Source organism: Streptomyces sp. NPDC127084 (assembly GCF_042724175.1).
Lineage (GTDB): Bacteria > Actinomycetota > Actinomycetes > Streptomycetales > Streptomycetaceae > Streptomyces.
Window position 1 is genome coordinate 14,672 of sequence record NZ_JBHXFA010000077.1, and the last position, 19,934, is coordinate 34,605.

22 protein-coding genes and 1 pseudogene are annotated in these 19,934 nt (G+C 70.6%); 7 read left to right on the forward strand and 16 right to left on the reverse strand.

The window, feature by feature from the left end; genetic code table 11:
• The 9 genes from ACFWI9_RS19050 to recO all read right to left on the reverse strand — a co-directional run.
• A partial coding sequence (locus ACFWI9_RS19050; RefSeq protein ID WP_387163430.1) for a hypothetical protein occupies nucleotides 1-412 on the reverse strand: 412 nt, incomplete at its 3' end.
• Entirely contained in the window at nucleotides 409-885 is a 477-nt protein-coding gene (locus ACFWI9_RS19055; RefSeq protein ID WP_387163431.1) for a protease inhibitor I42 family protein, read from the reverse strand. The genes ACFWI9_RS19050 and ACFWI9_RS19055, both read right to left, overlap by 4 nt.
• A gap of 9 nt (nucleotides 886-894) precedes the next feature.
• Complete coding sequence (locus ACFWI9_RS19060; protein ID WP_387163433.1) at nucleotides 895-2,493, reverse strand: peptidoglycan-binding protein; 1,599 nt, start codon at nucleotides 2,491-2,493, stop codon at nucleotides 895-897.
• Between the two features lie 106 nt (nucleotides 2,494-2,599).
• Complete coding sequence (locus ACFWI9_RS19065) at nucleotides 2,600-3,145, reverse strand: hypothetical protein (RefSeq protein WP_387163436.1); 546 nt, start codon at nucleotides 3,143-3,145, stop codon at nucleotides 2,600-2,602.
• A gap of 144 nt (nucleotides 3,146-3,289) precedes the next feature.
• Nucleotides 3,290-4,150 (reverse strand): DUF3152 domain-containing protein, encoded by an 861-nt coding sequence (locus ACFWI9_RS19070; protein ID WP_387163437.1) that lies wholly within the window; start codon nucleotides 4,148-4,150, stop codon nucleotides 3,290-3,292.
• A 191-nt stretch (nucleotides 4,151-4,341) separates the two neighbouring features.
• Nucleotides 4,342-5,472: a sensor histidine kinase gene (locus tag ACFWI9_RS19075; protein WP_387163439.1), complete on the reverse strand. Its 1,131-nt coding sequence runs from the start codon at nucleotides 5,470-5,472 to the stop codon at nucleotides 4,342-4,344.
• Nucleotides 5,469-6,125: a response regulator transcription factor gene (locus ACFWI9_RS19080; protein WP_387163441.1), complete on the reverse strand. Its 657-nt coding sequence runs from the start codon at nucleotides 6,123-6,125 to the stop codon at nucleotides 5,469-5,471. The genes ACFWI9_RS19075 and ACFWI9_RS19080 overlap by 4 nt, the downstream gene beginning before the upstream one ends.
• A gap of 108 nt (nucleotides 6,126-6,233) precedes the next feature.
• The gene (locus ACFWI9_RS19085; protein ID WP_387163443.1) at nucleotides 6,234-7,076 is read right to left on the reverse strand and encodes an isoprenyl transferase; all 843 of its coding nucleotides are present in this window, start codon (nucleotides 7,074-7,076) and stop codon (nucleotides 6,234-6,236) included.
• Between the two features lie 7 nt (nucleotides 7,077-7,083).
• Complete coding sequence (recO, locus tag ACFWI9_RS19090; RefSeq protein WP_387163445.1) at nucleotides 7,084-7,908, reverse strand: DNA repair protein RecO; 825 nt, start codon at nucleotides 7,906-7,908, stop codon at nucleotides 7,084-7,086.
• Between the two features lie 99 nt (nucleotides 7,909-8,007).
• On the opposite strand from recO, the gene ACFWI9_RS19095 reads away from it, so the two are divergent.
• Genes ACFWI9_RS19095 through ACFWI9_RS19105 form a run of 3 tightly spaced genes read left to right on the forward strand, consistent with a single transcriptional unit; the run spans nucleotide 8,008 to nucleotide 8,913 of the window.
• The gene (locus tag ACFWI9_RS19095; protein WP_387163446.1) at nucleotides 8,008-8,292 is read left to right on the forward strand and encodes a hypothetical protein; all 285 of its coding nucleotides are present in this window, start codon (nucleotides 8,008-8,010) and stop codon (nucleotides 8,290-8,292) included.
• Nucleotides 8,289-8,687: a type II toxin-antitoxin system VapC family toxin gene (locus ACFWI9_RS19100; protein WP_387163448.1), complete on the forward strand. Its 399-nt coding sequence runs from the start codon at nucleotides 8,289-8,291 to the stop codon at nucleotides 8,685-8,687. Before ACFWI9_RS19095 ends, ACFWI9_RS19100 begins: the two co-directional genes overlap by 4 nt.
• A gap of 34 nt (nucleotides 8,688-8,721) precedes the next feature.
• Nucleotides 8,722-8,913, forward strand: coding sequence for a type II toxin-antitoxin system VapB family antitoxin (locus ACFWI9_RS19105; RefSeq protein WP_387163449.1), 192 nt, complete (start codon nucleotides 8,722-8,724; stop codon nucleotides 8,911-8,913).
• 28 nt (nucleotides 8,914-8,941) lie between these two features.
• On the opposite strand, the gene ACFWI9_RS19110 is transcribed toward ACFWI9_RS19105, so the two are convergent.
• From ACFWI9_RS19110 to ACFWI9_RS19125, 4 genes are all read right to left on the reverse strand, one after another.
• Entirely contained in the window at nucleotides 8,942-10,390 is a 1,449-nt protein-coding gene (locus ACFWI9_RS19110; protein WP_387163451.1) for an ATP-binding protein, read from the reverse strand.
• Complete coding sequence (locus ACFWI9_RS19115; protein WP_387163452.1) at nucleotides 10,387-12,090, reverse strand: FAD-dependent oxidoreductase; 1,704 nt, start codon at nucleotides 12,088-12,090, stop codon at nucleotides 10,387-10,389. Before ACFWI9_RS19115 ends, ACFWI9_RS19110 begins: the two co-directional genes overlap by 4 nt.
• Before the next feature lie 396 nt (nucleotides 12,091-12,486).
• Nucleotides 12,487-12,705: a hypothetical protein gene (locus ACFWI9_RS19120; protein WP_387163454.1), complete on the reverse strand. Its 219-nt coding sequence runs from the start codon at nucleotides 12,703-12,705 to the stop codon at nucleotides 12,487-12,489.
• Nucleotides 12,702-12,917 carry a hypothetical protein gene (locus tag ACFWI9_RS19125; protein ID WP_387163456.1) on the reverse strand — a complete coding sequence of 72 codons (216 nt, stop codon included), beginning with the start codon at nucleotides 12,915-12,917 and terminating at the stop codon, nucleotides 12,702-12,704. Before ACFWI9_RS19125 ends, ACFWI9_RS19120 begins: the two co-directional genes overlap by 4 nt.
• 120 nt (nucleotides 12,918-13,037) lie before the next feature.
• On the opposite strand from ACFWI9_RS19125, the pseudogene ACFWI9_RS19130 reads away from it, so the two are divergent.
• Together ACFWI9_RS19130 and ACFWI9_RS19135 are read left to right on the forward strand one after the other, a co-directional pair.
• Nucleotides 13,038-13,414: pseudogene (locus tag ACFWI9_RS19130) on the forward strand (Scr1 family TA system antitoxin-like transcriptional regulator); the annotation flags it as partial.
• Complete coding sequence (locus tag ACFWI9_RS19135) at nucleotides 13,391-13,531, forward strand: DUF397 domain-containing protein (protein WP_387163468.1); 141 nt, start codon at nucleotides 13,391-13,393, stop codon at nucleotides 13,529-13,531. The pseudogene ACFWI9_RS19130 and the gene ACFWI9_RS19135, both read left to right, overlap by 24 nt.
• On the opposite strand, the gene ACFWI9_RS19140 is transcribed toward ACFWI9_RS19135, so the two are convergent.
• The gene (locus tag ACFWI9_RS19140; RefSeq protein WP_387163458.1) at nucleotides 13,518-15,776 is read right to left on the reverse strand and encodes a tetratricopeptide repeat protein; all 2,259 of its coding nucleotides are present in this window, start codon (nucleotides 15,774-15,776) and stop codon (nucleotides 13,518-13,520) included. The genes ACFWI9_RS19135 and ACFWI9_RS19140 overlap by 14 nt on opposite strands.
• Nucleotides 15,777-16,107: 331 nt before the next feature.
• The gene (locus ACFWI9_RS19145; RefSeq protein WP_387163459.1) at nucleotides 16,108-16,707 is read right to left on the reverse strand and encodes a TetR/AcrR family transcriptional regulator; all 600 of its coding nucleotides are present in this window, start codon (nucleotides 16,705-16,707) and stop codon (nucleotides 16,108-16,110) included.
• A 116-nt stretch (nucleotides 16,708-16,823) separates the two neighbouring features.
• Between ACFWI9_RS19145 and ACFWI9_RS19150 the strand changes: the two genes are divergently transcribed.
• The gene (locus tag ACFWI9_RS19150; RefSeq protein WP_387163461.1) at nucleotides 16,824-17,645 is read left to right on the forward strand and encodes an SDR family NAD(P)-dependent oxidoreductase; all 822 of its coding nucleotides are present in this window, start codon (nucleotides 16,824-16,826) and stop codon (nucleotides 17,643-17,645) included.
• 332 nt (nucleotides 17,646-17,977) lie between these two features.
• Here the strand turns inward: ACFWI9_RS19150 and ACFWI9_RS19155 are convergent, their stop codons facing one another.
• Nucleotides 17,978-18,973, reverse strand: coding sequence for a GlxA family transcriptional regulator (locus tag ACFWI9_RS19155; RefSeq protein ID WP_387163464.1), 996 nt, complete (start codon nucleotides 18,971-18,973; stop codon nucleotides 17,978-17,980).
• Nucleotides 18,974-19,074: 101 nt separating this feature from the next.
• Here ACFWI9_RS19155 and ACFWI9_RS19160 point away from each other — a divergent pair, with 101 nt between their 5' ends.
• On the forward strand, nucleotides 19,075-19,905 hold the full coding sequence (locus ACFWI9_RS19160) for a dienelactone hydrolase family protein (RefSeq protein ID WP_387163465.1): 831 nt from the start codon (nucleotides 19,075-19,077) through the stop codon (nucleotides 19,903-19,905).
• Nucleotides 19,906-19,934: the final 29 nt, after the last annotated feature.

The following is a 19,934-nucleotide window of genomic DNA, read 5'->3' on the forward strand; positions in this document are numbered from 1 at the left end:
ACCCTCCTTGTTGCGGCGGCGGCTTTTTTTTTTCAAACCCGCGTGGGGCGCCCCCGCCCCCCCCCGCGGGGGCCCCCCCGCCCCCGCCGCCCCCCCGGGGGGGGGGGGGCCCCCCGGACTCCAGCCACGCACGAACCATGGCCACCGCCTCATCGCCCGGCACCGGCTCGCGCAGCTCGGCCGCGTACCGGACACCCCCGCTGCGTACCACCTTGGCGAGGAAGGCCACCGCCCGCGGCTGGACGCCGAGCCGGTCCAGCAGGACGGCGGCGCCCACCGCGCCGTCGCCGAAGAGGGCGGTGCGGTGCGGTCCGGCGAAGGAGAGGCCGTAACGCAGCATCGCCGCGATATCCGACCGCGCCAGCTCGTCGTCGGTCCGGCTCGGGGGCGAGGCCTGCGGCGCGGAGGTCATGGCTTCCTCACGGTGACGGTGTAGGTGTGGATGGTGGCCCGGTACTCCGCGCTGGGAGTGCGGCTGCCACTCGGGACGGGAGACGGGGTCATGGGTCCGCCGGCATCGCCGCCGCCGTCGCAGGCACCGCGCGGGCACTGGATGAGCCGGATCTCCGTCGTGCCGGGACCAACAGCCTCGAAGTCGAAGGAGTCCGTTCCGCGCGCGCCTCCGGCGACGCCCTCGGGCTGGCCCTCGATGTCCTCCCGCTTGCCCTTCTTCCGGACGATGTCGGGGTCGGGCTCCGGCGATGTCAGATACCACCACTCGCCCATGGCGACGGCGACCGGGACGGACAGCGTGAACTCCTCCCCCGCGTCCACCTCTATGTGCTTCTCATCCAGCTCATAGGTGTCAGGACCGAAGAGGCCGCAGCCCGCGAGCACGGTCATCAGCAGGGCGGGAAGGGCGAGTCGGCGCAGGGCGCTGGTCATGGGGCTCACCTATCGGTCGGCGGGCAGGTGGACGGCGTACGCGTCGGGCATGCGGTTGTCGGAGGCCTTGTCCATGCGGCCGTTGACGAAGTCGTCCTCGCTGACCCAGGTCGTCTGGCCCCACGGGTTGTAGATCTGCAACATGTCGCCCTCCTGGCCGATCACCATCATTTGGTGCCCGTGCCGGCCGTCCTTGTCGTACCCCTCCACGTTGATGGGGACAGGTTTGCCCTCAGCCACGGACTTCTCGATGTCCGGCAGCACGTCACGGCGCTCGTCCGCATCGCGAACCTTCTGGTACTCGTACCCGCTGCCGGTATGCGGGCTGATCTCGTTGTTGGCGAGCTTGTTCTGCCCGTCGCTGTCCACTCCACTCGGAGTGTCGGACCACCAGTGCGTGTAGCTGCCGTCGCCTTCCTCGTGCATGCGCAACTGTTCGTCGTCGAGACGCTCGCGGAAGGCGCCGGGGTCGTTCTCCTGTCCGGACGGCCCGCCGGTCAACTCCAGCGCGTAGACGGGATCGACCATGGCGCGTGCGGTCACGGTGCTCGACGGCACACAGGTGTCGCCGTTCTGGGACCACTTCTTGTCGCCGAACTGCTGGTAGTCGGTGTTCTTGTTGGACCTGTCGGGATTGAGCCCCTCGTCCACCTTGCTGTCGCCGGCCGTGACGATCGGGCTGAGGTGCTGCTGCAGCCAGTACGGGTCCTTGCCGTGGATCTTGTCGCGGAACTGGCCGACCTCGTCCACGTCATAGCCCGCGGCCAGCGCCTTGACCAGATACGCCCGCTCCTGCGGCGTCTTGGCCTCCGCGAGCATCCGCTCGAAGCGGGCCTCGTCCCGCGCGTTCATCTTCTCCATGAACCGGCCGGAACGTTCGAGGTCGTTGGCGGTGAGGAGTTCGTTCTGCTCCTGCGGACCCCCGGACACACCGACGTCGGCGAGGACGAGGCGGTCGGCGGCGGAGATGTTGTCGGTCTGCATCTGCCCGGCACGGGCCTCGGCCGCGTACTTGTTCAGCTCCCGCGCCGCCGTCCGCGCCGCGTCATCCGCCTCCTGCGCGGCGGCGTGGAGCAGGTTGGCCCCTGTTCCCGCGGCATCCTGGGCCCGCCGGCGTTCGGCTTCCTCGGCGTCCTTCTCGACCATGTCGTCGAAGAAGCCGTCCTCGCCGCCGAGCATCGCGCGGGCCTTGCGCAACTGCTCGCGGCCGTCGCCGTCCTTGGACTGGGCGGAGGTGAGCGCGTCCGAGAGGTCGTAGAGGGCCTTGGACGCCTTGCGGAACGCCTCGGCCATCTGCTGCGCGGAGCGGCCGGCCGCCGCCACCACCTCGGCCGCCTTGGCTCCGGTGCTGCCCACCCACACCGACGGAAGCCCTGACGCGGCGACCTTCTCGACCCGGTCCTGTACGTCCGCGGCGTCGTCGGCCTGGCCCTTGTAGCGCTGGGCGATGGCCTCCAGAGTGCTCGGGGAACCGACCGGTGCGGAGACACCGAGGAGGTTGTCGATGGCCTCCAGGACCCCGTTCTTGCTGTCGGCCGCCGCGAGGTCTCCCGTGTAGCGGTCGATCTTCTGCTTGCGGTCGGTGGTGGATTCGCCTGCGTCAGCCATGTGGTGGGAGCCCGCTGTCCTTGCTCAGGTGTCAGTTGGAAGCACACACGCCGGTCGGATGCGCGCGGTCGCCGGTGTGTCGGTCTGTGTGGCGTGAGCCGGTGCGTCAGTCGAAGTCGGCGAGGCTCGGCGGGCGCGAGCCCGGGGCGGGCTGGATGCCGATGGGCGGCTCACCGAGCACGGCGGGGCGCTCACCCGGGGCGGGGCCCGTGGTGACAGGCGGCTCGCCGAGCACGGCCGGGCGCACGCCCGGGGCGGGGCCCGTGGTGATCCCCGGGTGGGCGGCGGCGGGTGCAGGCATGGTCGTCAGGCCGTTGCCCGCGGAGTGCAGCGCGACGATGGTTTCCTGGTCGGCGTTCTGGTAGTTCCGCTGGGAGACGCCGACCTTGTCCGCGAGTTCGTGCAGCGCGGCTTCCAGCGTCTTCGCCTCGTCCTGCCAGGCGGCGGCGAAGTCGTCGTACGCGGGGCCGGAGTCCGAGCCGCCGAGAGCGTCATGTGCGTAGCACATGCCGTCTTCCACGGCCTTGCGTATGAGGCCGACGTCCTCGCCCGCCCGGTCGAGCTTTCCGGCCTCGCCGTCCATGCCGCTCGCCTGGATCTGGTAGCCGTCCGAGCCCGCACCGGCCATGCTCGCCGCCCCCTGGATCTCCACGGCCGAACACCCCCGTGGCGGTTCAGGCCTCTGGCCAGAGATGATAACCGATCTTGTGTCATGGGCACGTCGTACCACGTGCCGCCCGTCCGGGCGGGACGGACCAGGCTTCCACCTCGGCGTCGAGCCTATTCGCCCGAACTCCTACCCGACGTGGGGCCCTTCGATCGGACGGCCCTCCGCGTCATAGGGCCAGGCGTTGATCACACAGCCGTTGAGCCCCTTGATCTGCTGCATCATCGCGGGTGCCGGGCGCCCGGGCCCCGGGCATCCGCGATGCCCGTAGCCGAGCCGGTGGCCGACCTCGTGGTTGACGATCAGCGCGCGGTACATCGAGGTGCGGCCCTGGTAGGCGGGGGTGAGCAGCACCCAGCGCCGGAGGTTGACCACGACATCCGTGCCGCCGCTGCAGTTGACCTGGCCACCGGTGTCGAGCCCGTACTTCCCGCAGAGCTCGTCCGTGGTGGCGGGCGACGCCAGCCGCACCACGAAGTCGTAGGGCGGCTGGTCGACCCGCTGGAAGGCGGCTTTGCCGCCGCTGGTCCAGCCGCGTTTGTCGGCGAGTATGCCCTCGACCTCGCGAGCGACGCTGTCCGGGTTCTGGCCCAGTCCGCCCTCCACCGCCACGCCGTAGCGCAGCGGGGTGCCCTTGCCGACGGTGCGCGCCGCGCCCTCCACCGGGACCGTCTCGAACTCGCCGTCGCCGCGCTGCGGGATGTGCGGCCGGCCCGCGGCTTCGGCGGCGGCCTCGGCCGCCGGCGGCGACGCTCCGGGCTTCGGTTCCTGGGACTCGGGTATGTCGAGCTCCAGCCCCTGCGGGCTCACCGGGCCGCCGCCGTCGAGCCCCGGGAAGGATGCCAGCGCTCCCGTGCCGTTGTCCCCTCCGAAGCCGGCGAAGTATCCGGCACCTACTACGGCGAGGAGTGCGGTCGCGTACAGGGGTGTGCGCTGACGGAGGGTCCGGGGCCTTCTGCGGCTCTGCTTGCGGTGCTGCCTGCTCGGCATGGTGGGAGCTCCTTGCAGGGATGGTGTTCCTACCGGAACTACACATGCCGCTGCGTGAACTGGCGGTGAGGGCTTCCACTCACACGGAACTCACACGGGGGTACGAGGACCAGCACTGACGTACGGGTTCACCTGGACACGGTCAGGCGCACACATGCGGACTCGCAGGCCCGCGCACGCTCAGCTCACGCTCACGGCAGGGTGACGTGTACGACCAGCCCGCCGCCCTTGCGCGGCGCGGCCGTCACATCGCCGTCGTGGGCCTGCGCCACGGCCCGTACGATCGAAAGGCCGAGCCCGCTTCCCCTGGCGGAGCCCACCCGGTCGGTGAGCCTCCGGAACGGCTCGAAGAGCATGGGGATCTCGTGCGGTGAGATCTGGGCACCGGTGTTGCCGATCACGATCTGCGCACCGGACGCGTCCTTGCGGGTCTCCACGGTCACACTGCCCCCGGGCGCGTTGTGCCTGATGGCGTTCTCCACGAGGTTGCGTACGAGCTGTTCCAGCAGGATCGGATCGCCGGTGGTGGACGCCGCGCCGAGGTACGACTCGACCGTCACTTCCCCGCGTTCGGCCTCGTCACGCGTGTGCTCGAGGACGACGGCGGCGAGCTCCGCCAGATCGGTGCCGACCCGCTCGGTGAGGGCGTCGTCGGCGCGGGCGAGGGTGAGCAGTGCGTCGATGAGGCGTTCGTGGCGGGCGTTGACGGCGAGGAGGTTCTCGCCGAGCTGCCGGATCTCCGGGGGTGCGTCGCGGCGGCTCATGGCCACCTCCACCAGGGTGCGGTTGATCACCAGCGGGGTCTTGAGCTCGTGCGCGGCATTCGCGATGAAACGTTCCTGCCCGGCGAAGGCGGCGTCGAGCCGGTCCAGCATGCTGTCGAAGGAGTCCGCGAGGCGCTTCACCTCGCCCGAGGCGCTGTCGAGACCGATCCGCCGGTGCAGGGTGCGGCTCGCGATGCGTTCCGCGGTGGAGGTGATCCGTTCCAGGGGCCGCAGCAGTCTGCCCGCGACCACCCAGCCGAGCGTGGTGGCGGCGACCCCGACGGCGATGACGGTGAGCCCGCCCTTGGTCAGCAGATTGGTCTGCATCGTGTCGACGATGATCTGCCTGGTCGCCTGGTCCACCAGGGGGTCGGAGCCGAAGCCACCCGGGAGGACCAGACCGAGGCTGTAACGCATGCTGTTCCGCACCAGGATGACGGCGCCGACGAGCACGGCCGCCGCCGCGACGAAGAACAGCAGACCGAAGCCGGCGGTCAGGCGCAGCCGCAGACTCCCACGCCGCGCGGACAGGGACCATCCAGGGCCTTCCCCGCTCATCGGACCCGGTACCCCACGCCGGTCACCGTCTCCACCACCCCGGGATCGCCCAGCTTGCGGCGCAGGCTCCGGATGGTGACGCGGACGATGGTGGTGAACGGGTCGATGTTCTCGTCCCACACCCGCTCCAGCAGCATCTCCGCCGACACGGGGGCGCCCTGCGCCCGCAGCAGCTCCTCCAGGACCGCGAACTCCTTGCGGGACAGGGCGATGTAGCGCCCGTCCCGGTAGGTCTCGCGCAGATGGGGATCGAGACGCAGCCCGGCGCGCTCCAGGACCGGGGGCGCCGCGGCGCGGGCCCGGCGGCCCAGCGCCCTGACACGTGCCACCAGCTCGGCGAACGCGAAGGGCTTGGCGAGGTAGTCGTCGGCGCCGAGGCTGAGACCGGCGACCCGTTCGGCGATGGTGGTGGACACGGTGAGCATCAGGATCCGCACCCCTGCCCCGGACCCGACGACCTGGCCGCACACCACGTCGCCGTGCACCTTCGGCAGGTCCCGGTCCAGGACCATCACGTCGTACTCGTTGACGGCGAGGCGCTCCAGGGCGGCCTCGCCGTCGTACACGACGTCCACGGCGAACGCCTCCTGGCGCAACCCTTCGGCTATCGCCCCGGCCAGCATCTCCTCGTCCTCCACGACGAGTACCCGCATCCATCCCACCCCAATTCAGCGATCGGACCGTTTCGGTACCGGTACCTTTCCAGAGGGCGCGCAGCGGTCACGCGTTCCAGCCCGCCGGTGGCGCGCTCCCGACTCCCGCTACGCCTTCTCCGCCGGCTTCTTCTCCAGCGCGAGCAGCTCCTCGTTCGGGATCGCGCCGCCGAAACGCCGGTCGCGGGACGCGTACTCCAGGCAGGCCCGCCACAGGTCACGGCGGTCGAAATCGGGCCACAGCACGTCCTGGAACACCATCTCGGCGTAGCTGCTCTGCCAGATCAGGTAGTTCGACGTGCGCTGCTCACCGCTCGGGCGCAGGAACAGGTCGACGTCCGGCATGTCCGCGTAGTAGAGGTACTTCTGGAAGGTCTTCTCGCTGACCTTCGACGGGTCGAGCCGTCCTGCGGCGACATCCTCGGCGATCCGCTTGGCGGCGTCGGCGATCTCGGCACGCCCGCCGTAGTTGACGCAGAAGTAGAGCGTCATGGCGTCATTGGTCTTGGTCTGCTCCTGGGCGACCTGGAGCTCCTGGACCACGGACTTCCACATCTTGGGCATCCGGCCGACCCAGCGGATTCGGATGCCCAGCTCGTCCATCTCGTCACGGCGGCGGCGGATCACATCGCGGTTGAAGTTCATCAGGAAGCGCACCTCCTCGGGGGAGCGCTTCCAGTTCTCGGTGGAGAAGGCGTAGAGGGAGAGGTTCTTGACGCCCATCTCCAGGCAGCCCTTGAGCACGTCGAGCACCACGCCCTCGCCGACCTTGTGCCCCTCGGTGCGGGGCAGACCGCGGTCCTTGGCCCAGCGGCCGTTGCCGTCCATGACGATGGCCACGTGCTGCGGCACCAGCTCGGCCGGGATCTTCGGCGGACGGGCACCGGAGGGGTGCGGCTCGGGGACCTTGTACTCGCGGCGGGAGCGTCCCAGGATTCCGCGTCGTGCCATGTCACACTCACTTCTTCTCGGCGGTCGTAGCGGTCGTGGCGTTCTCGGCAGTCGTGGCGTTCTCGGCGCCCTCTGCGTTCCTGACGAACTTCTCCACGTACCGGAGCGAGCGCAGTCCCCGCTCCAGATGCCAGTGCAGATAGGCCGACACCAGCCCGCTCGCCTCCCTGACATGACGGGCCTCGGCGGCGTCCGCCGTGTCCCAGTCACCGGTCAGCAGCGCGCTGAGCAGCCCGATTGCCTCAGGCGAGGGTACGACGCTGCCGGGCACCCGGCAGTCGCCGCATATCACTCCGCCCGAAGCGACCGAGAAGAAGCGGTTCGGGCCGTGCAGTCCGCATTTGGCGCAATCGTCGAAGCTGGGCGCGTAGCCGTTCACGGCGAGGGAGCGCAGCAGGAACGCGTCGAGGATCAGATGCGGCGCGTGCTCCCCCCGGGAGAGTGTCCGCAGCCCCCCGACGAGCAGCAGGTACTGCTGGACCGCCGGCTCCCCCTCGTGATCGGTGAACCGTTCCGCCGTCTCCAGCATGGCGGTGCCTGCGGTGTAGCGGGCGTAGTCGGCGACGATCCCGCTGCCGTACGGGGCGATGGTCTCGCTCTGTGTACACAGCGGCAGACCACGCCCCACGAGCTCGCCGCCCCGCGCGAAGAACTGCACATCCACGTGCGAGAACGGCTCCAGCCGCGCCCCGAACTTCGACTTGGTCCTGCGCACTCCGCGCGCGACGGCCCGTACGCGGCCATGGCCGCGGGTGAGGATGGTGATGATGCGGTCCGCTTCACCCAGCTTCTGGGTGCGCAGCACGATGCCGTCGTCGCGGAACAGGGTCATGGGCCCATTCTTCCGCACGGGCGCGGGGCGGGGGCGGCCCGGTCGCACCAAGCCCGACAAGGACCCCTCTTATAGCATTGGGAATGCTATACTCGCTCCATGGCTGATGACGAGACCAGCTTCCTCCCTGGCGACGGGCCCAGCAGTGGTATCTCCGTCTCCCTCACCGCCGGCACCCTCCAGGCAATCCGGGAGCGGGTCGGCAAACGGGGAGTGTCCGCGTACCTGGAACAGGCCGCCCAGCGGCAGATCGAGCGAGACAACCTCGATGAGCTGATCGCCGACTTCGACAGCGTCAACGGCCCGGCCGACCCGGACGCCGTGGCCGCCAAGCTGGCCAAGCTCACCGGCACCGCCGCACCCGAAACCGGTGCGGCCGCGTGAGCGGTGCGCTGATCCTGGACAGCGAAGGCCTGGCCAAGGCCGTACAACGGGACCGTGAGGTCCACGAGTGGCTCAGCGCCGCCCGCGGAGCGGACCTGCCGGTGATCACCTCGGCCGCGGTGCTGGTCGAAGTGATCCACCCCAGGATCAATGACGCCGCGCTGCAGTGGACCTTGTCGCGATTGCGTGTCGAGCCGGTGACCCAGGCCATTGCCCGGTCAGCGGCAACGCTGCTGCGTGCGGCGGGGCTGCATGGCCACAAGTACGCCATCGACGCGATGCTCTGCGCCACCGCTCTCGCCCTCCCCGGTCGCGTCACCATCCTGACCTCCGACCCGGAGGACATCGCCATGCTCACCGCTCAGCATCCCCGTGTGACCCCCGAGAAGGTCTGATATCCCTCAACCTGCCAAGGAGCTCGGCACCACGATGAAGCGCTACACCGTCAACACCGCCCTGCGCGAGGTGATGGCCCGGTACCGGCGACTGCGCGCCCTCGAAGAGTCCCGGAAACTTGCCGCTCAGGGCGCCCTGGACATCGACATCCTGCTGGACAAGCACATGTACCGAGGCAGCGCGTCACGTAACAACGGGGGCTCCGAGCCGCACGGGGGCGCGTGAGTGGGCGTCGCTGCCCAGACGGTCGATGTCAGAGAGGCTCGTCCGCCGACGGCCGGACCAGCGGCAGGCAGACCCTGAACCGGGTGTCCCCGGGGCGGGATTCGACGCGGATGTCGCCGCCGTGCTTGTTGACGACGATCCGGTACGAGATGTCGAGCCCGAGGCCCGTGCCCTGCCCGACCGGCTTCGTCGAGAAGAACGGTTCGAAGATGCGCGGTCTGATCTCCGGGTCGATACCGGTGCCCGTGTCCCGAATCTCGACGTACACATGCTCGGCCTCGTACCAGGTCGCGAGGGTGAGGACACCGGTGCCGTCCATCGCCGCGAGAGCGTTGTCGATGAGGTTCGTCCAGACCTGGTTGAGTTCCGCGCCGTAGGCGGGGACGAGCGGCAGATCGGGCTGGTACTCCTTCACCACCCGTACGCTCGCCGGGACCTTGGCCTTCAGCATCACCAGTGTGGCGTCCAGCAGTTCATGGATGTCCACCGGCTGCTGAGCGGCGCGGTCGAGTTGGGAGTACTGGCGGGCCGCGTCGACCAGGCCGGAGATGCGGTCGACGGCGTCGCCGATCTCGTTCATCAGCAGCTCTGTGTCCACGGTGTAGTTCAGCCAGCCCACCGCGGCCCGGCGGTTGTCGTCGGAGAGCTCCGCCGTCGCCTCGGCGAGCCAGTCGGCGTCGATGCCGCCGGAGACGAAGGTGGGGGCGATGTCCCAGGCGTTGGCCACGCCCGCCTCCTCCAGCCAGTCGCCGAGTTCGTCCTCGGCGTCCGCCGCCTCGATGGCCGTGAGCTGTCGGGCGTCACGGGCCCGCTTGACGGCCGCGTCCTGCATCTCCACCAGCTCGTGGAGGCGTTTGCCGTCCACCCGTCCGTCCGCGATCAGCGCCAGCTTGTAGCGCATGTGCGCCACCCGGTCCCGCAGGGTTTCCGTGGCCCGGACCGCCGCAGCGGCCGGGTTGTTGAGCTCATGGGTCAGGCCTGCCGTCAGTGAGCCGAGGGCGACCAGCCGCTCCCGCTCCCCCACGATGATGTCGCTGGCCCGCAGGCCGAAGAACAGCCCTTCGAGCAGATGCAGAGCCATCGGGAACCAGGCCCGTACGGCGGTGGCGAACTCCGCTGCGGGCAGCACGAAGAACTCCGCGTCCGTCACGGCCCGCATCGTGTTGGGGTACACCTGGTCCACCCGGTCCCCGAGGTAGGCCTGCGTGGCCCCGGCGTACGCGCCCTTCTGGTCGCTGCGCATCAGCTCGATGTCATCGCCGTGCAGTTGGCGGCTGAGCGCGACCGTCCCCGAAAGCAGCACGAAGAAGCAGGTCGCGTCCTCGCCCTGGCTGTAGACATGGCTACGGGCCTGACGGGTCTCCACCCGTCCGCGCTCGGCCAGCCAGGCGAGCTGCTCGTCGTCCAGCGCCTCGAACAGGAACAGCGTGCGCAGTTCGCCCGGGGTCAGCGTCTCCCGTGCTTCCGGAGCTGTCATTGGCCCTCCAGATAGCGGTGTACGAGCGTGACGGCCATGGCCCCCTCACCCACCGCCGACGCCACCCGCTTCACCGACTCCGCGCGCACGTCCCCCGCCGCGAACACCCCCGGCACGTTCGTCTCCAGGTGGTACGGGGCCCTCGTCAGCGGCCAGCGCGGCGAGCGGCTGCCCGCAGCCGGGAGGTCGGGGCCGGTCAGGATGAATCCGCGCTCGTCCCTGGCCACCAAGCCCTCCAGCCACTGCGTCTGCGGCTCGGCGCCGATGAACACGAACAGCCGGGTCGCGTCCACTTCCGTGACCGACCCGGTCCGGTTGTCCCGCAGCGTCAGCCGCTCCAGATGGCCGTCCCCGCCGCCCGCCGCCACCTCCGTGCACGGGTGGATCTCGACGTTAGGCAGGGCCTCGATCTGCTGGATCAGATACGCCGACATCGAGCGGGTCAGATCCGGGCCCCGCAGCAGTACGTGGACGCGCTCGGCGAACCGTGAGAAGTAGACCGCCGCCTGGCCCGCCGAGTTGGCGCCGCCGACGATGTACACGTCGTCGCCCCGGCAGTTGACCGCCTCGAACGACGCGGAACCGTAGTAGACGCCCGCGCCACTGAACTCGTCCAGCCGCGCCCCCGCGAGCCGCCGGTAGGAAACCCCTGTGGCGAGTACGACGGTGTGCGCGCCGATCGACGTGCCGTCGCCGAACCGCAGCACCCGACCGGACCCCGCCGCCTCGGCCGCCTCCAGGGCCACCACCTCGGTCGCGCTGAGGATCTCCGCTCCGAAGCGAGCCGCCTGCCGCCGCGCCCGGTCGGCGAGCTGCGCGCCCGAGACCCCGTCCGGGAAGCCCAGGTAGTTCTCGATCCGGCTGCTCTGGCCCGCCTGACCGCCGGTCGCGGTGCGCTCGACCAGCACCGTGCGCAGCCCCTCCGACGCCCCGTACACCGCGGCGCCCAGACCGGCCGGGCCCGCGCCGATCACGACCACGTCGTAGAAGTCGGCCGCCGGGCTGGTGCGGAGTCCCACATGCGCCGCGAGCTCCGCCTCGGAGGGCGCGTGCAGGGGCTTGCCCTCGGCGGTGACGACCAGCGGCACATCACACGCACTGAGCCCCGCGGCGTGCAGAAGCTGGGCGCCCTCGGGGTCGTCGGCGGGTATCCAGCGGTACGGGACCAGGTTGCGCGCGAGGAACTCCCGTACCGCGAAGGAGGGCGCCGACCAGCGGTGGCCCACCACCCTCGTCTCGGGGGCCTCCGGGTCCGGCGCCGCGTCCCACAGGTCCACGAGCGTGTCGAGCACCGGGTAGAGGTTCTCCTCCGGGGGGCTCCACGGTTTGAGCAGGTAGTGGTCGAGATCTACGACGTTGATCGCGTCGATCGCCGCGCCCGTGTCCGCGTACGCGGTGAGCAGGACGCGGCGGGCCCTCGGGAACAGGTCCATCGCGGCCTCGAGGAACTGGACGCCGTTCATGGTCGGCATCCGGTAGTCCGCGATCATCACGGCCACCGGCTCACCCCGCAGCTTGACCTCGCGCAGTGCGTCCAGGGCCTCGTCTCCCGAGGTGGCGCGCAGCACGCGGAAGCGGTCGCCGTAATGGCGCCGCAGGTCGCGGGCGATGGCCCGGGAGACACCTGGATCGTCGTCGACGGTCAGGATGGTCGCCTTAGCCATCTCTTTATTCTGCGCGTGGGGGGCTGGGTGTGCCATGGGTGTGCGTGGGATCGCGGGTGCCCGCACCCCGTGGTGCCCCGTTGCGCGGAGCGCGGGGGGTGTCCGGTGTTCCGCACCCCGCTGGGGCGCCCGGTGTGTCCGGCCTCGATCTCCCCCAGACTTCGTCCGGGGGACCCCATGCCGGGCTGGGGCTTCGTGGGCTGGGCCGGGTCCGTGGCCGTGAGGTTGGGCCGCTGCGGGGCTCATGTCCGGGACGCCCCAGACTTCGTCCGAGGGCCCCCGGAGCGGCCCCAACGGCACGCTCCCGGCGACGGGCAGCCCCGACCACCCAGCCCGGCCGGCGCTTGAGGCCGGACACACCGGCCCACCACACGGGGTGGGGTACACCGGACACGCCCGCACCCCGTGCAACGGGCACCACCGCGACGGGCACTACGGCACCTCACCGCGGCTGCGGGCGTTCGCGTGGGCCGTGACCGCGCTGATGCGCTCCGAGACGGTCGCCAGTCGCACCGCCTCAGGCGGGCAATCCCACTCACGGCCGCCGCCGATCGGCCTGAGCTGCACATACGGCCCGAGGTGGCCCATGACTGTCCCCATCCGGCCGGTGATCGTGTCGATCACATACGACCCCACGGCCGGCTTCGTCATCGGTCCGTCGCCTCCGTCAGCACGGCCGTCATGAGCCGCGCCGTCTCGACGTTGCACCTGCCGAGCTCGACCAGTACCCGCGTCCCGTTCCCGCTCGCGTACGACACCAGGTCCAGCCGCAGCGACGGCAGCGTCACTCCGGCGAGAGCGAGGGCGGAGCGCAATTCGGCGACAGCGGCCTCAGCATCCTGAAGATAATCCTTCTTTTCCACGAGTCTCCCGTCCATATTCCGGGTCCTTTTGTCTTCCCCTCCACAAGCATGGAGACACGGACCTAGTATCGGCAGACGTACGCGCCCTACAACTTCTGTGCTGGACAGAGGAGTTAATCCATGGCCAAAGGAGATACGAGCCAGGGATTTGGACCGCGCTACGCGGCCTGGGAGTTCTTCGGAGCGGAGCTCAAGCGGCGACGGGAGGCAGTGGGGCTGACGCAGGCGGAGTTGGCCATCGGGTATTCGTATCCGGGGGCCACATCGGGCAGTTCGAACAGGCGGTTCGAAGGCCGCAGCTCGATGTGGCGATCCGGATCGACGAAGTCCTGCAAACCGACGGCTTTTTCGAGCGCCTGTGGCGCAAGCTGATCGACGACTTGCCTTACGCGGAGTATTTCCGCGCCGTGGCCGAGCTTGAGGCACAGGCGACGAAGATCTGCGAATTCGCACCCACGGTGGTACCGGGACTGCTGCAAACAGCCGACGAAGTCCGCGACGACATCCCCGGCGTCGTCCCCGTCCGCGACAGCAAGGCCCCGCACGGCCCCGTGCTCGTCGTCCCCGCCGCCGCCTGGAGCGCGTTCGTCGGTGGCGTCGTCAGCGGAGGCTGAGTTTGCGGCGGACCTCGGCCTCGCGGACGGGGTAGCCGAGGTCCGCGTACACCTGAGCTGCCCGCCTGTAGTGGGTGTCGGCGGCTGGGACGTCGCCCTGGGCCAGGTAGTTGTCGCCGATGGTCTCCGTGAGGGCCGCTACACCCACGCCGTAGCCCGCGTCATCGAAGACGGCGAGTGCGGCGCGGTGGTGGGTGGCGCCTGCGGCGAAAGAGCCGCGCTGCTCCTCCAGGCGGCCCAGTTCGCGTAGCGTCCAGCCTTCTCCCACCGGCCGACCGTGTCGGCGGTAGAGGGCCAGAGCGGCGCGCAGGGAGTGCTCGGCGCGGGCCAGACTGCCGGTCTGGACGTACGCCGCGCCCAGGTTGCGCTGGGCGTCGGCGGGGTAGGCCGGGCTGCCGACGCGGCGCATGAGGGCGGCGACCGCCGGTTCCAGGCAGACGATGGCCTCGTCGGGCCGGCGGCGGTCCAGGTGGAGGGCGCCGAGGCTGCTGAGGACTTCCGCCTCGCCCATGGTGTGGCCCATTTCGCGGTAGACGTTCAGGACCGTGCGGTACTCCGCCAGCGCCTGGTCGAAGCGGCCCGCGTGGCGCAGGGCGTCGCCCAGCAGGCGGCGGGTCTTGATCTGCTCGGGCCCGGTGCCGGTGTGGCGCTGGATCGCGACGGACATCCGCAGATGGTCCACGGCCTGGTCGTAGCGGCCCTCGTGCAGATACGCGGCGCCCATGCCACGCAGCGCGCATGCGGACACACGCTGTTCGCCGAGGCGGCGGGAGGTGTCCAGGATCGTGGTCCACATGGCGAGGCGCGGCAGTTGGCTGGGCTGGTCCCACAGCCAGCGGTCGGCGGCGAGGGCGAGCCGGAAGCCCTCGGTGTGCAGCCCCTCCCGCACCGCCGCGCGCACGAGGAGCGAGACCGTGCCCTGCTCGGCACTGCCCCAGGCGTGGCTGCCGTGTTCGGTCGCGTCCTCGGTGTGGGCGGTGATGAGGCGGGCGAGGACGGCGTGGGGTTCGGTGGGGGCGGTGTCGCGTTCGAGGCGCTCGGCGGCGAAGAGCCGGACCAGGTCGTGGAAGCGGTACGAGTCAGGGCCGGCGGAGTCGAGGAGCTGGGCGTCGGTGAGGCGTTCCAGGGCGGCACGCGCGGCATAGCGGTCTCGGCTCGCTGCCGCCGCGGCGACACGGGCGGTGATACGGGGGCCCGGATACGCGCCGAGGCTCCGGAAGAGGGCGCGGTCAGCGGGCTCCAGTGTGTCGTAACCAGCCTCGAAGACGGAGCGTACGGCGAGGTCGTCAAGGTGGAGCTCGTCCAGGCGGTGGCGTTCGTCGGCGAGCCGGGCGGCGAGTTCGCGTACCGGCCACCCCGGGCGGGAGCGCAGCCGGGCGGCGGCGATCCGGACGGCGAGGGGTAGCAGCCCGCAGGCACGGACCACGTCGAGGGCGGCTTCCGGCTCGGCGGCGACCCGGTGTTCGCCCGCTACGGCGGCCAGTAGCGCGAGCGCGTCGGTTTCACTGAGGCCGCCGAGGGCGAGTGGCACCGCCTCGGGAGCCCCGGAGAGCGCGCTGCGGCTGGTGATCAGCGCGAGGCAGCCTTCGCCTCCCGGGAGCAGGGGCTGGATCTGGGCCGCGTCGGCGGCGTCGTCCAGCAGGAGCAGGACGCGGCGCTGGGCGGTGCGGCTGCGGAAACGCGCGGCGAGCGCGGCAGGCTCGCCTGCCTGCTCCTCGGTGGAGGCGCCGATCGCTTCGAGCAGGCGGGCCAGTACGGCGGCGGGGGCCGCCGGGTCTCCACGGCCCGCGCCGAGGTCGGCGTAGAGCTGGCCGTCGGGGAAGCGTGGGCGCAGCTCGTGCGCCAGGCGGACGGCCAGGGTCGACTTGCCGAGACCCGGAGCGCCGGTGATGGCGATGGCGCGGTGGCCACCGCTGTCCACCAAGCTGAGGAGCGTGCTCAGCTCGCGGCCGCGGCCAGCGAAGTCGGCTATGGGTGGAGGGAGTTCGGCGATATCAGCGGTACGGTACGGCTGCGGCTCGGGGACCGTTGCGGGAGTGGTGGGGCCGGGGCGGCGGGCGGCACGTACGGCCCCGACGGCGGTGGCAGCGGTCAGCAGGCCGACGAGCGGCCAGGCGAACGGGCCGAGGGGCGCGAGGGCGGCGGGGAGGGTGCCGCCGGTCGCCACGTTGACGGCGACGGCGAGCAGGACCGACAGCAGGCTGGAGCCGATGGCCAGCACGGCCGTGGCATGCGTGCGCCGCACCGTCACCCCGCCCCCCGGTCGCCGTACATCTGTGCCCATTGTGACGTACCAGGCTGGGTGCTGAGCGCATGCCACCGAGGATGCGGAATATGCCCATCTACCCACTCCGTGATGGCCCGTCAGCTTGTGGCGAGGTGCATGCCCGGCGCTTGGCACCGGTAGGCCGGCGTGTTCAGGAGTCGCGCATTCGCCGCAGCCGTCGATCCATCACTGGGAACATGACAACGTCACGGAAACCGGCCATCGCCTCCTGGCCGGAACGCTTGATGGCGGGCGCTCAGGAGGCGGGAGCCGACCGAGCCGAGCTCTGCGGGTGTGGATTCACGCCTGCTCAGGGGGCGAAAGCTCTGAGAGTCACGTCGACGAGCGAGTCGGCGTATGCGGCGGTCAGCGGACCGCCGCGGTGCAGCCACCGCTGGAAGAGGGGGGCGTAAAGCACTTCGAGGACCAGGTCGAGGTCGGCGTCGGCGTCGAGCTGGCCCGCTGCCTGGGCGCTGCGCAAGCGTGCCTTCTTCGCTTCGTCCAGCGGCCGGGCCAGCTTCTCGCGGTATTCGGCCGCCAGCGCGGCATCGTTGGCGATCTCGGTGTTGAGGGCCCGGACCAGCCTGTCGAAGGATGGGTCGGCGAACTCCTCCGCCGTGGCACGCATTACAAGCTTGAGGTCTGCCTCGAGATCGCCTGTGTCCGGCAGCACCACCGACTGCCCGTCCGCATCCTCACTCAGAGCCAGGATGGCGGCGAAGACGACCGCACTCTTCGACGGCCACCGCCGATAGATCGTCTGCTTGCCGACGCCCGCACGGGCAGCGATGGCCTCGACGGTGACCATCTCGTACGCCTGCTCCGCGACCAGGGCGCGGGCGGCCGCGAGGATCGCCTGCCGGGACCGTTCCTTGCGCCGGGAGTGGTCCGGCCCCTTCTCGTTGGACATCCGTCCAGCCTACCCCCGAAGCAAAACGAGACGGTCCGTATTGCTGAACTCGAGGCAATGCCCTAGAGTCGAAACGAATCGAGACGAACCGTTTCGTTTACTGGGAGTGAGGCATCGTGACGAATGCAAGAGTCTGGCTCATCACCGGTGCATCCCGCGGCCTGGGCAGGGCTTTCACCGAGGCTGCCCTGGCGGGTGGCGACCGGGTGGTGGCTGCCGCCCGCAATGTCGAGCCTTTGGAGGAACTGACCGAGAAGTACCCCGGCCACCTGGTCCCGCTTTCGTTGGATGTCGCCGACCGTCAGAGCGTGTTCGACGGGGTGGAGCGGGCAGCGGCTGCGTTCGGCAGGCTGGACGTCGTCGTCAACAACGCGGGCGGAATGCTCTACGGCATGGTGGAGGAAGCCACGGAGGAGCAGATCCGGGCGCACATGGATGTGAACTTCTTCGGCGCTGTGTGGGTGGCTCAGGCGGCCCTTCCTCACTTGCGCGCCCACGGCGGAGGACGGCTCCTCCAGGTCACCTCGATGGGCAGCGGCGGCGGCATGGCCACCGTCGGCTTCTACGGCGCGGGCAAGGCCGCGCTGGACTCGGTCAGCGAGGCACTGGCGATGGAGGTCGAAGGGTTCGGCGTCAAGGTCACCATCGTGCAGATGGGCGGCTACAACACCGGCCTGTTCACCGCCGGTACCACGACCACCGAACCCCTGGCGCGGTACCAACCCCTGCGCACCGAGATGGAGGCGATGTGGGGCGACTCCGTCGGCCCGGAGCCGGAAACCGCTGCCCCGGTCATCATGGAGCTGGCCGCACTGCCGGACCCGCCCCGACGGCTGATAGTCGGCAGCCAGTCCTTTGATCACGTCTCGGAGATGGGCCGGGCCCGAGCGGATCTGTACCGGTCCTGGGAGCACCTCAGCCGTATCGCCCCTGGCTGACCGCGTCCGCGCCACGGCATTCCCGTCCCGCTGCGCGGTCACGGGAACGGGCGTGCGCCGAGAAGCAGGCCGTACCGGCAGGAATCACCGGAGCCGACCGCAGGGCAGGCCACCCAGCCGGTCTGGGGAGACGCTGTTCAACCGCGCAGGATTCGCAAGCCCACGCGACCGCGTCCTGCCGGCTTGACCAGGCGTCACCAAGACCTCGCCACCCGGTCCACACCGATCGACGGGACGTCACCGAGTCCAGCGACTGCCCCGGCCCGGCACCGGGGCGGTCGAGAGCCCCGAGCCGGCGACCCGCACCACGGGCGCAGTCGGCCGCACCACGGTCACCGGCCGAGCTGAGAGCCCTGCTGCGTGCGGAACTTCGCCCGGTAGTCGCGGGGCCGCTGCCCCGTGTGCCGGGCGAAGATTCCACCGAACGCCCCGGCGTCGCGGTAGCCGACCTCGGCTGCGATGGCCGTGACGGTCTTGTCGGTCGACTCCAGCAGGTGCCTGGCCCGGCGCACCCGGGCCGTGTGCAGATAGGCGAGCGGGGTCTCGCCGGTTTCGCCGCCGAAGCGGCGGAGCAGGGTGCGTGTGCTGACGTGGAACTCCCGGGCCAGGGCGGGTAGGTCGTAGCGCGCCGCGAGCTGCCGGTCGAGTCGGCGTTTGACGCCGAGCGAGAACTCCCTGCCCGTGGCGGGGATGAGCGCCGGGTCCACATAGGGCGCCTGGGTGGAGCGTGCGTCGTCGACCAGTGCGATACGGGCGGTGCTGCGGGCGACCCGGGGGCCGTCGTGCTCGCGGATGAGCTGGAGCGCGAAGTCGTACATGGCGCTGAAGGCCGCCGTCGTCGTCACCCCGCGGTCGGTCACGACCAGGGCCTCCCGGCGCAGGCGCACATCGGGGTACCTGTGGGCCAACCGGTCCGCGTACAGCCAGGAGGTTGTGGCTTCACGCCCGGCGAGCAGCCCGGCCTCGGCGAGCAGGAAGGCGCCGACGCAGATCGACACGACCGCGGTGCCCGACGCCGCCTGTGCGCGGATCACGGCGAGCTCCGGTGCGAGGCCGGTGAGGCGCGTGTCGAGGTCGAGCGTGGGCGGCAGTTCGAAGCCCGGCACGATCAGCACGTCCACCGGGCGTACGGCGGAGACATCGAGGGCCGGTCCTCCGGACGCGACCACCCGACGCCGGGGCGAGACGACCGAGGTCTCGTAGCCGGGCTGGGGGGCGCCGTGTGCCGCCGCGACATGTGAGGCCATGGCCAGCAGGTCGGGGACTCCGTACACCTCGGAAGCGAAGCAGCCGGGGTAGGCCAGCACACCGATCCGCAACGCACTCATGGAAAGCCTCCGGCCGCCGGTGAACGGGTGGCGATATTACCGGGATACATGGCGATGTCGCCGCTTCCGGGAAGGGTGGACCATCGCGCATCCTCCTGGTCATGGCGATCAAGCGAGGACAGCGCGACGACCCGTTGGACGACTTCGTACGGCGGGACGTGAGTGTCGATGGCGCCGCGAAGACCGTGTACGTCACCGGGACGGGACCTGCGGTCATCCTCATGCCGGAGATGCCGGGGATCAGCCCGGACGTGGCGCGTCTCGCGCGCTGGATGCGGGAGGCCGGGTTCTCCGTGTACCTGCCGTCTCTCTTCGGTGTCGACGGCGCATATCCGCTCGCGGAGGCACGCGAGACCGTCGTCAGACGGGCCTGCGTCAGCGCCGAGTTCCGGGCCTTCGCCGGTGGTGGCGCCAGTCCCGTCGTCGGCTGGCTGCGCGGGCTCGCCCGGCTGGCGCACACCGAGCGCGGCGGGCCCGGGGTCGGGGCGGTCGGACTGTGCTTCACCGGGAACTTCGCGCTGACCATGGCGCTGGAGCCCGCCGTCATCGCCCCCGTGGTCAACCACCCCTCGCTGCCGCTTGACGATCCCGGCGGTCTGGAGATCGGCGACGAGGACGCGGCTGCCGTGGCCGGGCGTGTGACCCGGGACGGGTTGACGGTGCTGGCCTATCGGTTCGAGGGGGACACATGGTGCACGGGGCAGCGGTTCGCGGCGTACCGGGCGCTGCTCGGGGACGCGTTCGACGGCCGCGTGCTCCCGGCCGGGGCGGCGAACCCGGACCCGCCGCCGTTCTTCCGTGATGTCGTCGGCTCTGCGCACAGCGTCGTCACGGCGCATCTCGTCGACGAGGAAGGCCATCCGACCGTGCGGGCCAGGGACGAGATCCTCGCGTTCCTGGCGGAGCGTCTGGGGACGCGGCAGCCGGAGTAGGCAGACGACGCTCCGCCGTCCCACGGGGG

Bases quoted from the DNA above. Each gene is read 5' to 3' on its own strand.
- ACFWI9_RS19110 (WP_387163451.1), bottom strand. From the start codon at position 10,390: ATGACAGCTCCGGAAGCACGGGAGACGCTGACCCCGGGCGAACTGCGC.
- ACFWI9_RS19075 (WP_387163439.1), bottom strand. From the start codon at position 5,472: ATGAGCGGGGAAGGCCCTGGATGGTCCCTGTCCGCGCGGCGTGGGAGT.
- ACFWI9_RS19155 (WP_387163464.1), bottom strand. From the start codon at position 18,973: ATGAGTGCGTTGCGGATCGGTGTGCTGGCCTACCCCGGCTGCTTCGCT.
- ACFWI9_RS19080 (WP_387163441.1), bottom strand. From the start codon at position 6,125: ATGCGGGTACTCGTCGTGGAGGACGAGGAGATGCTGGCCGGGGCGATA.
- ACFWI9_RS19145 (WP_387163459.1), bottom strand. From the start codon at position 16,707: ATGTCCAACGAGAAGGGGCCGGACCACTCCCGGCGCAAGGAACGGTCC.
- ACFWI9_RS19120 (WP_387163454.1), bottom strand. From the start codon at position 12,705: ATGACGAAGCCGGCCGTGGGGTCGTATGTGATCGACACGATCACCGGC.
- ACFWI9_RS19095 (WP_387163446.1), top strand. From the start codon at position 8,008: ATGGCTGATGACGAGACCAGCTTCCTCCCTGGCGACGGGCCCAGCAGT.
- ACFWI9_RS19060 (WP_387163433.1), bottom strand. From the start codon at position 2,493: ATGGCTGACGCAGGCGAATCCACCACCGACCGCAAGCAGAAGATCGAC.
- ACFWI9_RS19070 (WP_387163437.1), bottom strand. From the start codon at position 4,150: ATGCCGAGCAGGCAGCACCGCAAGCAGAGCCGCAGAAGGCCCCGGACC.
- ACFWI9_RS19160 (WP_387163465.1), top strand. From the start codon at position 19,075: ATGGCGATCAAGCGAGGACAGCGCGACGACCCGTTGGACGACTTCGTA.
- recO (WP_387163445.1), bottom strand. From the start codon at position 7,908: ATGACCCTGTTCCGCGACGACGGCATCGTGCTGCGCACCCAGAAGCTG.
- ACFWI9_RS19085 (WP_387163443.1), bottom strand. From the start codon at position 7,076: ATGGCACGACGCGGAATCCTGGGACGCTCCCGCCGCGAGTACAAGGTC.
- ACFWI9_RS19105 (WP_387163449.1), top strand. From the start codon at position 8,722: ATGAAGCGCTACACCGTCAACACCGCCCTGCGCGAGGTGATGGCCCGG.
- ACFWI9_RS19055 (WP_387163431.1), bottom strand. From the start codon at position 885: ATGACCAGCGCCCTGCGCCGACTCGCCCTTCCCGCCCTGCTGATGACC.
- ACFWI9_RS19115 (WP_387163452.1), bottom strand. From the start codon at position 12,090: ATGGCACACCCAGCCCCCCACGCGCAGAATAAAGAGATGGCTAAGGCG.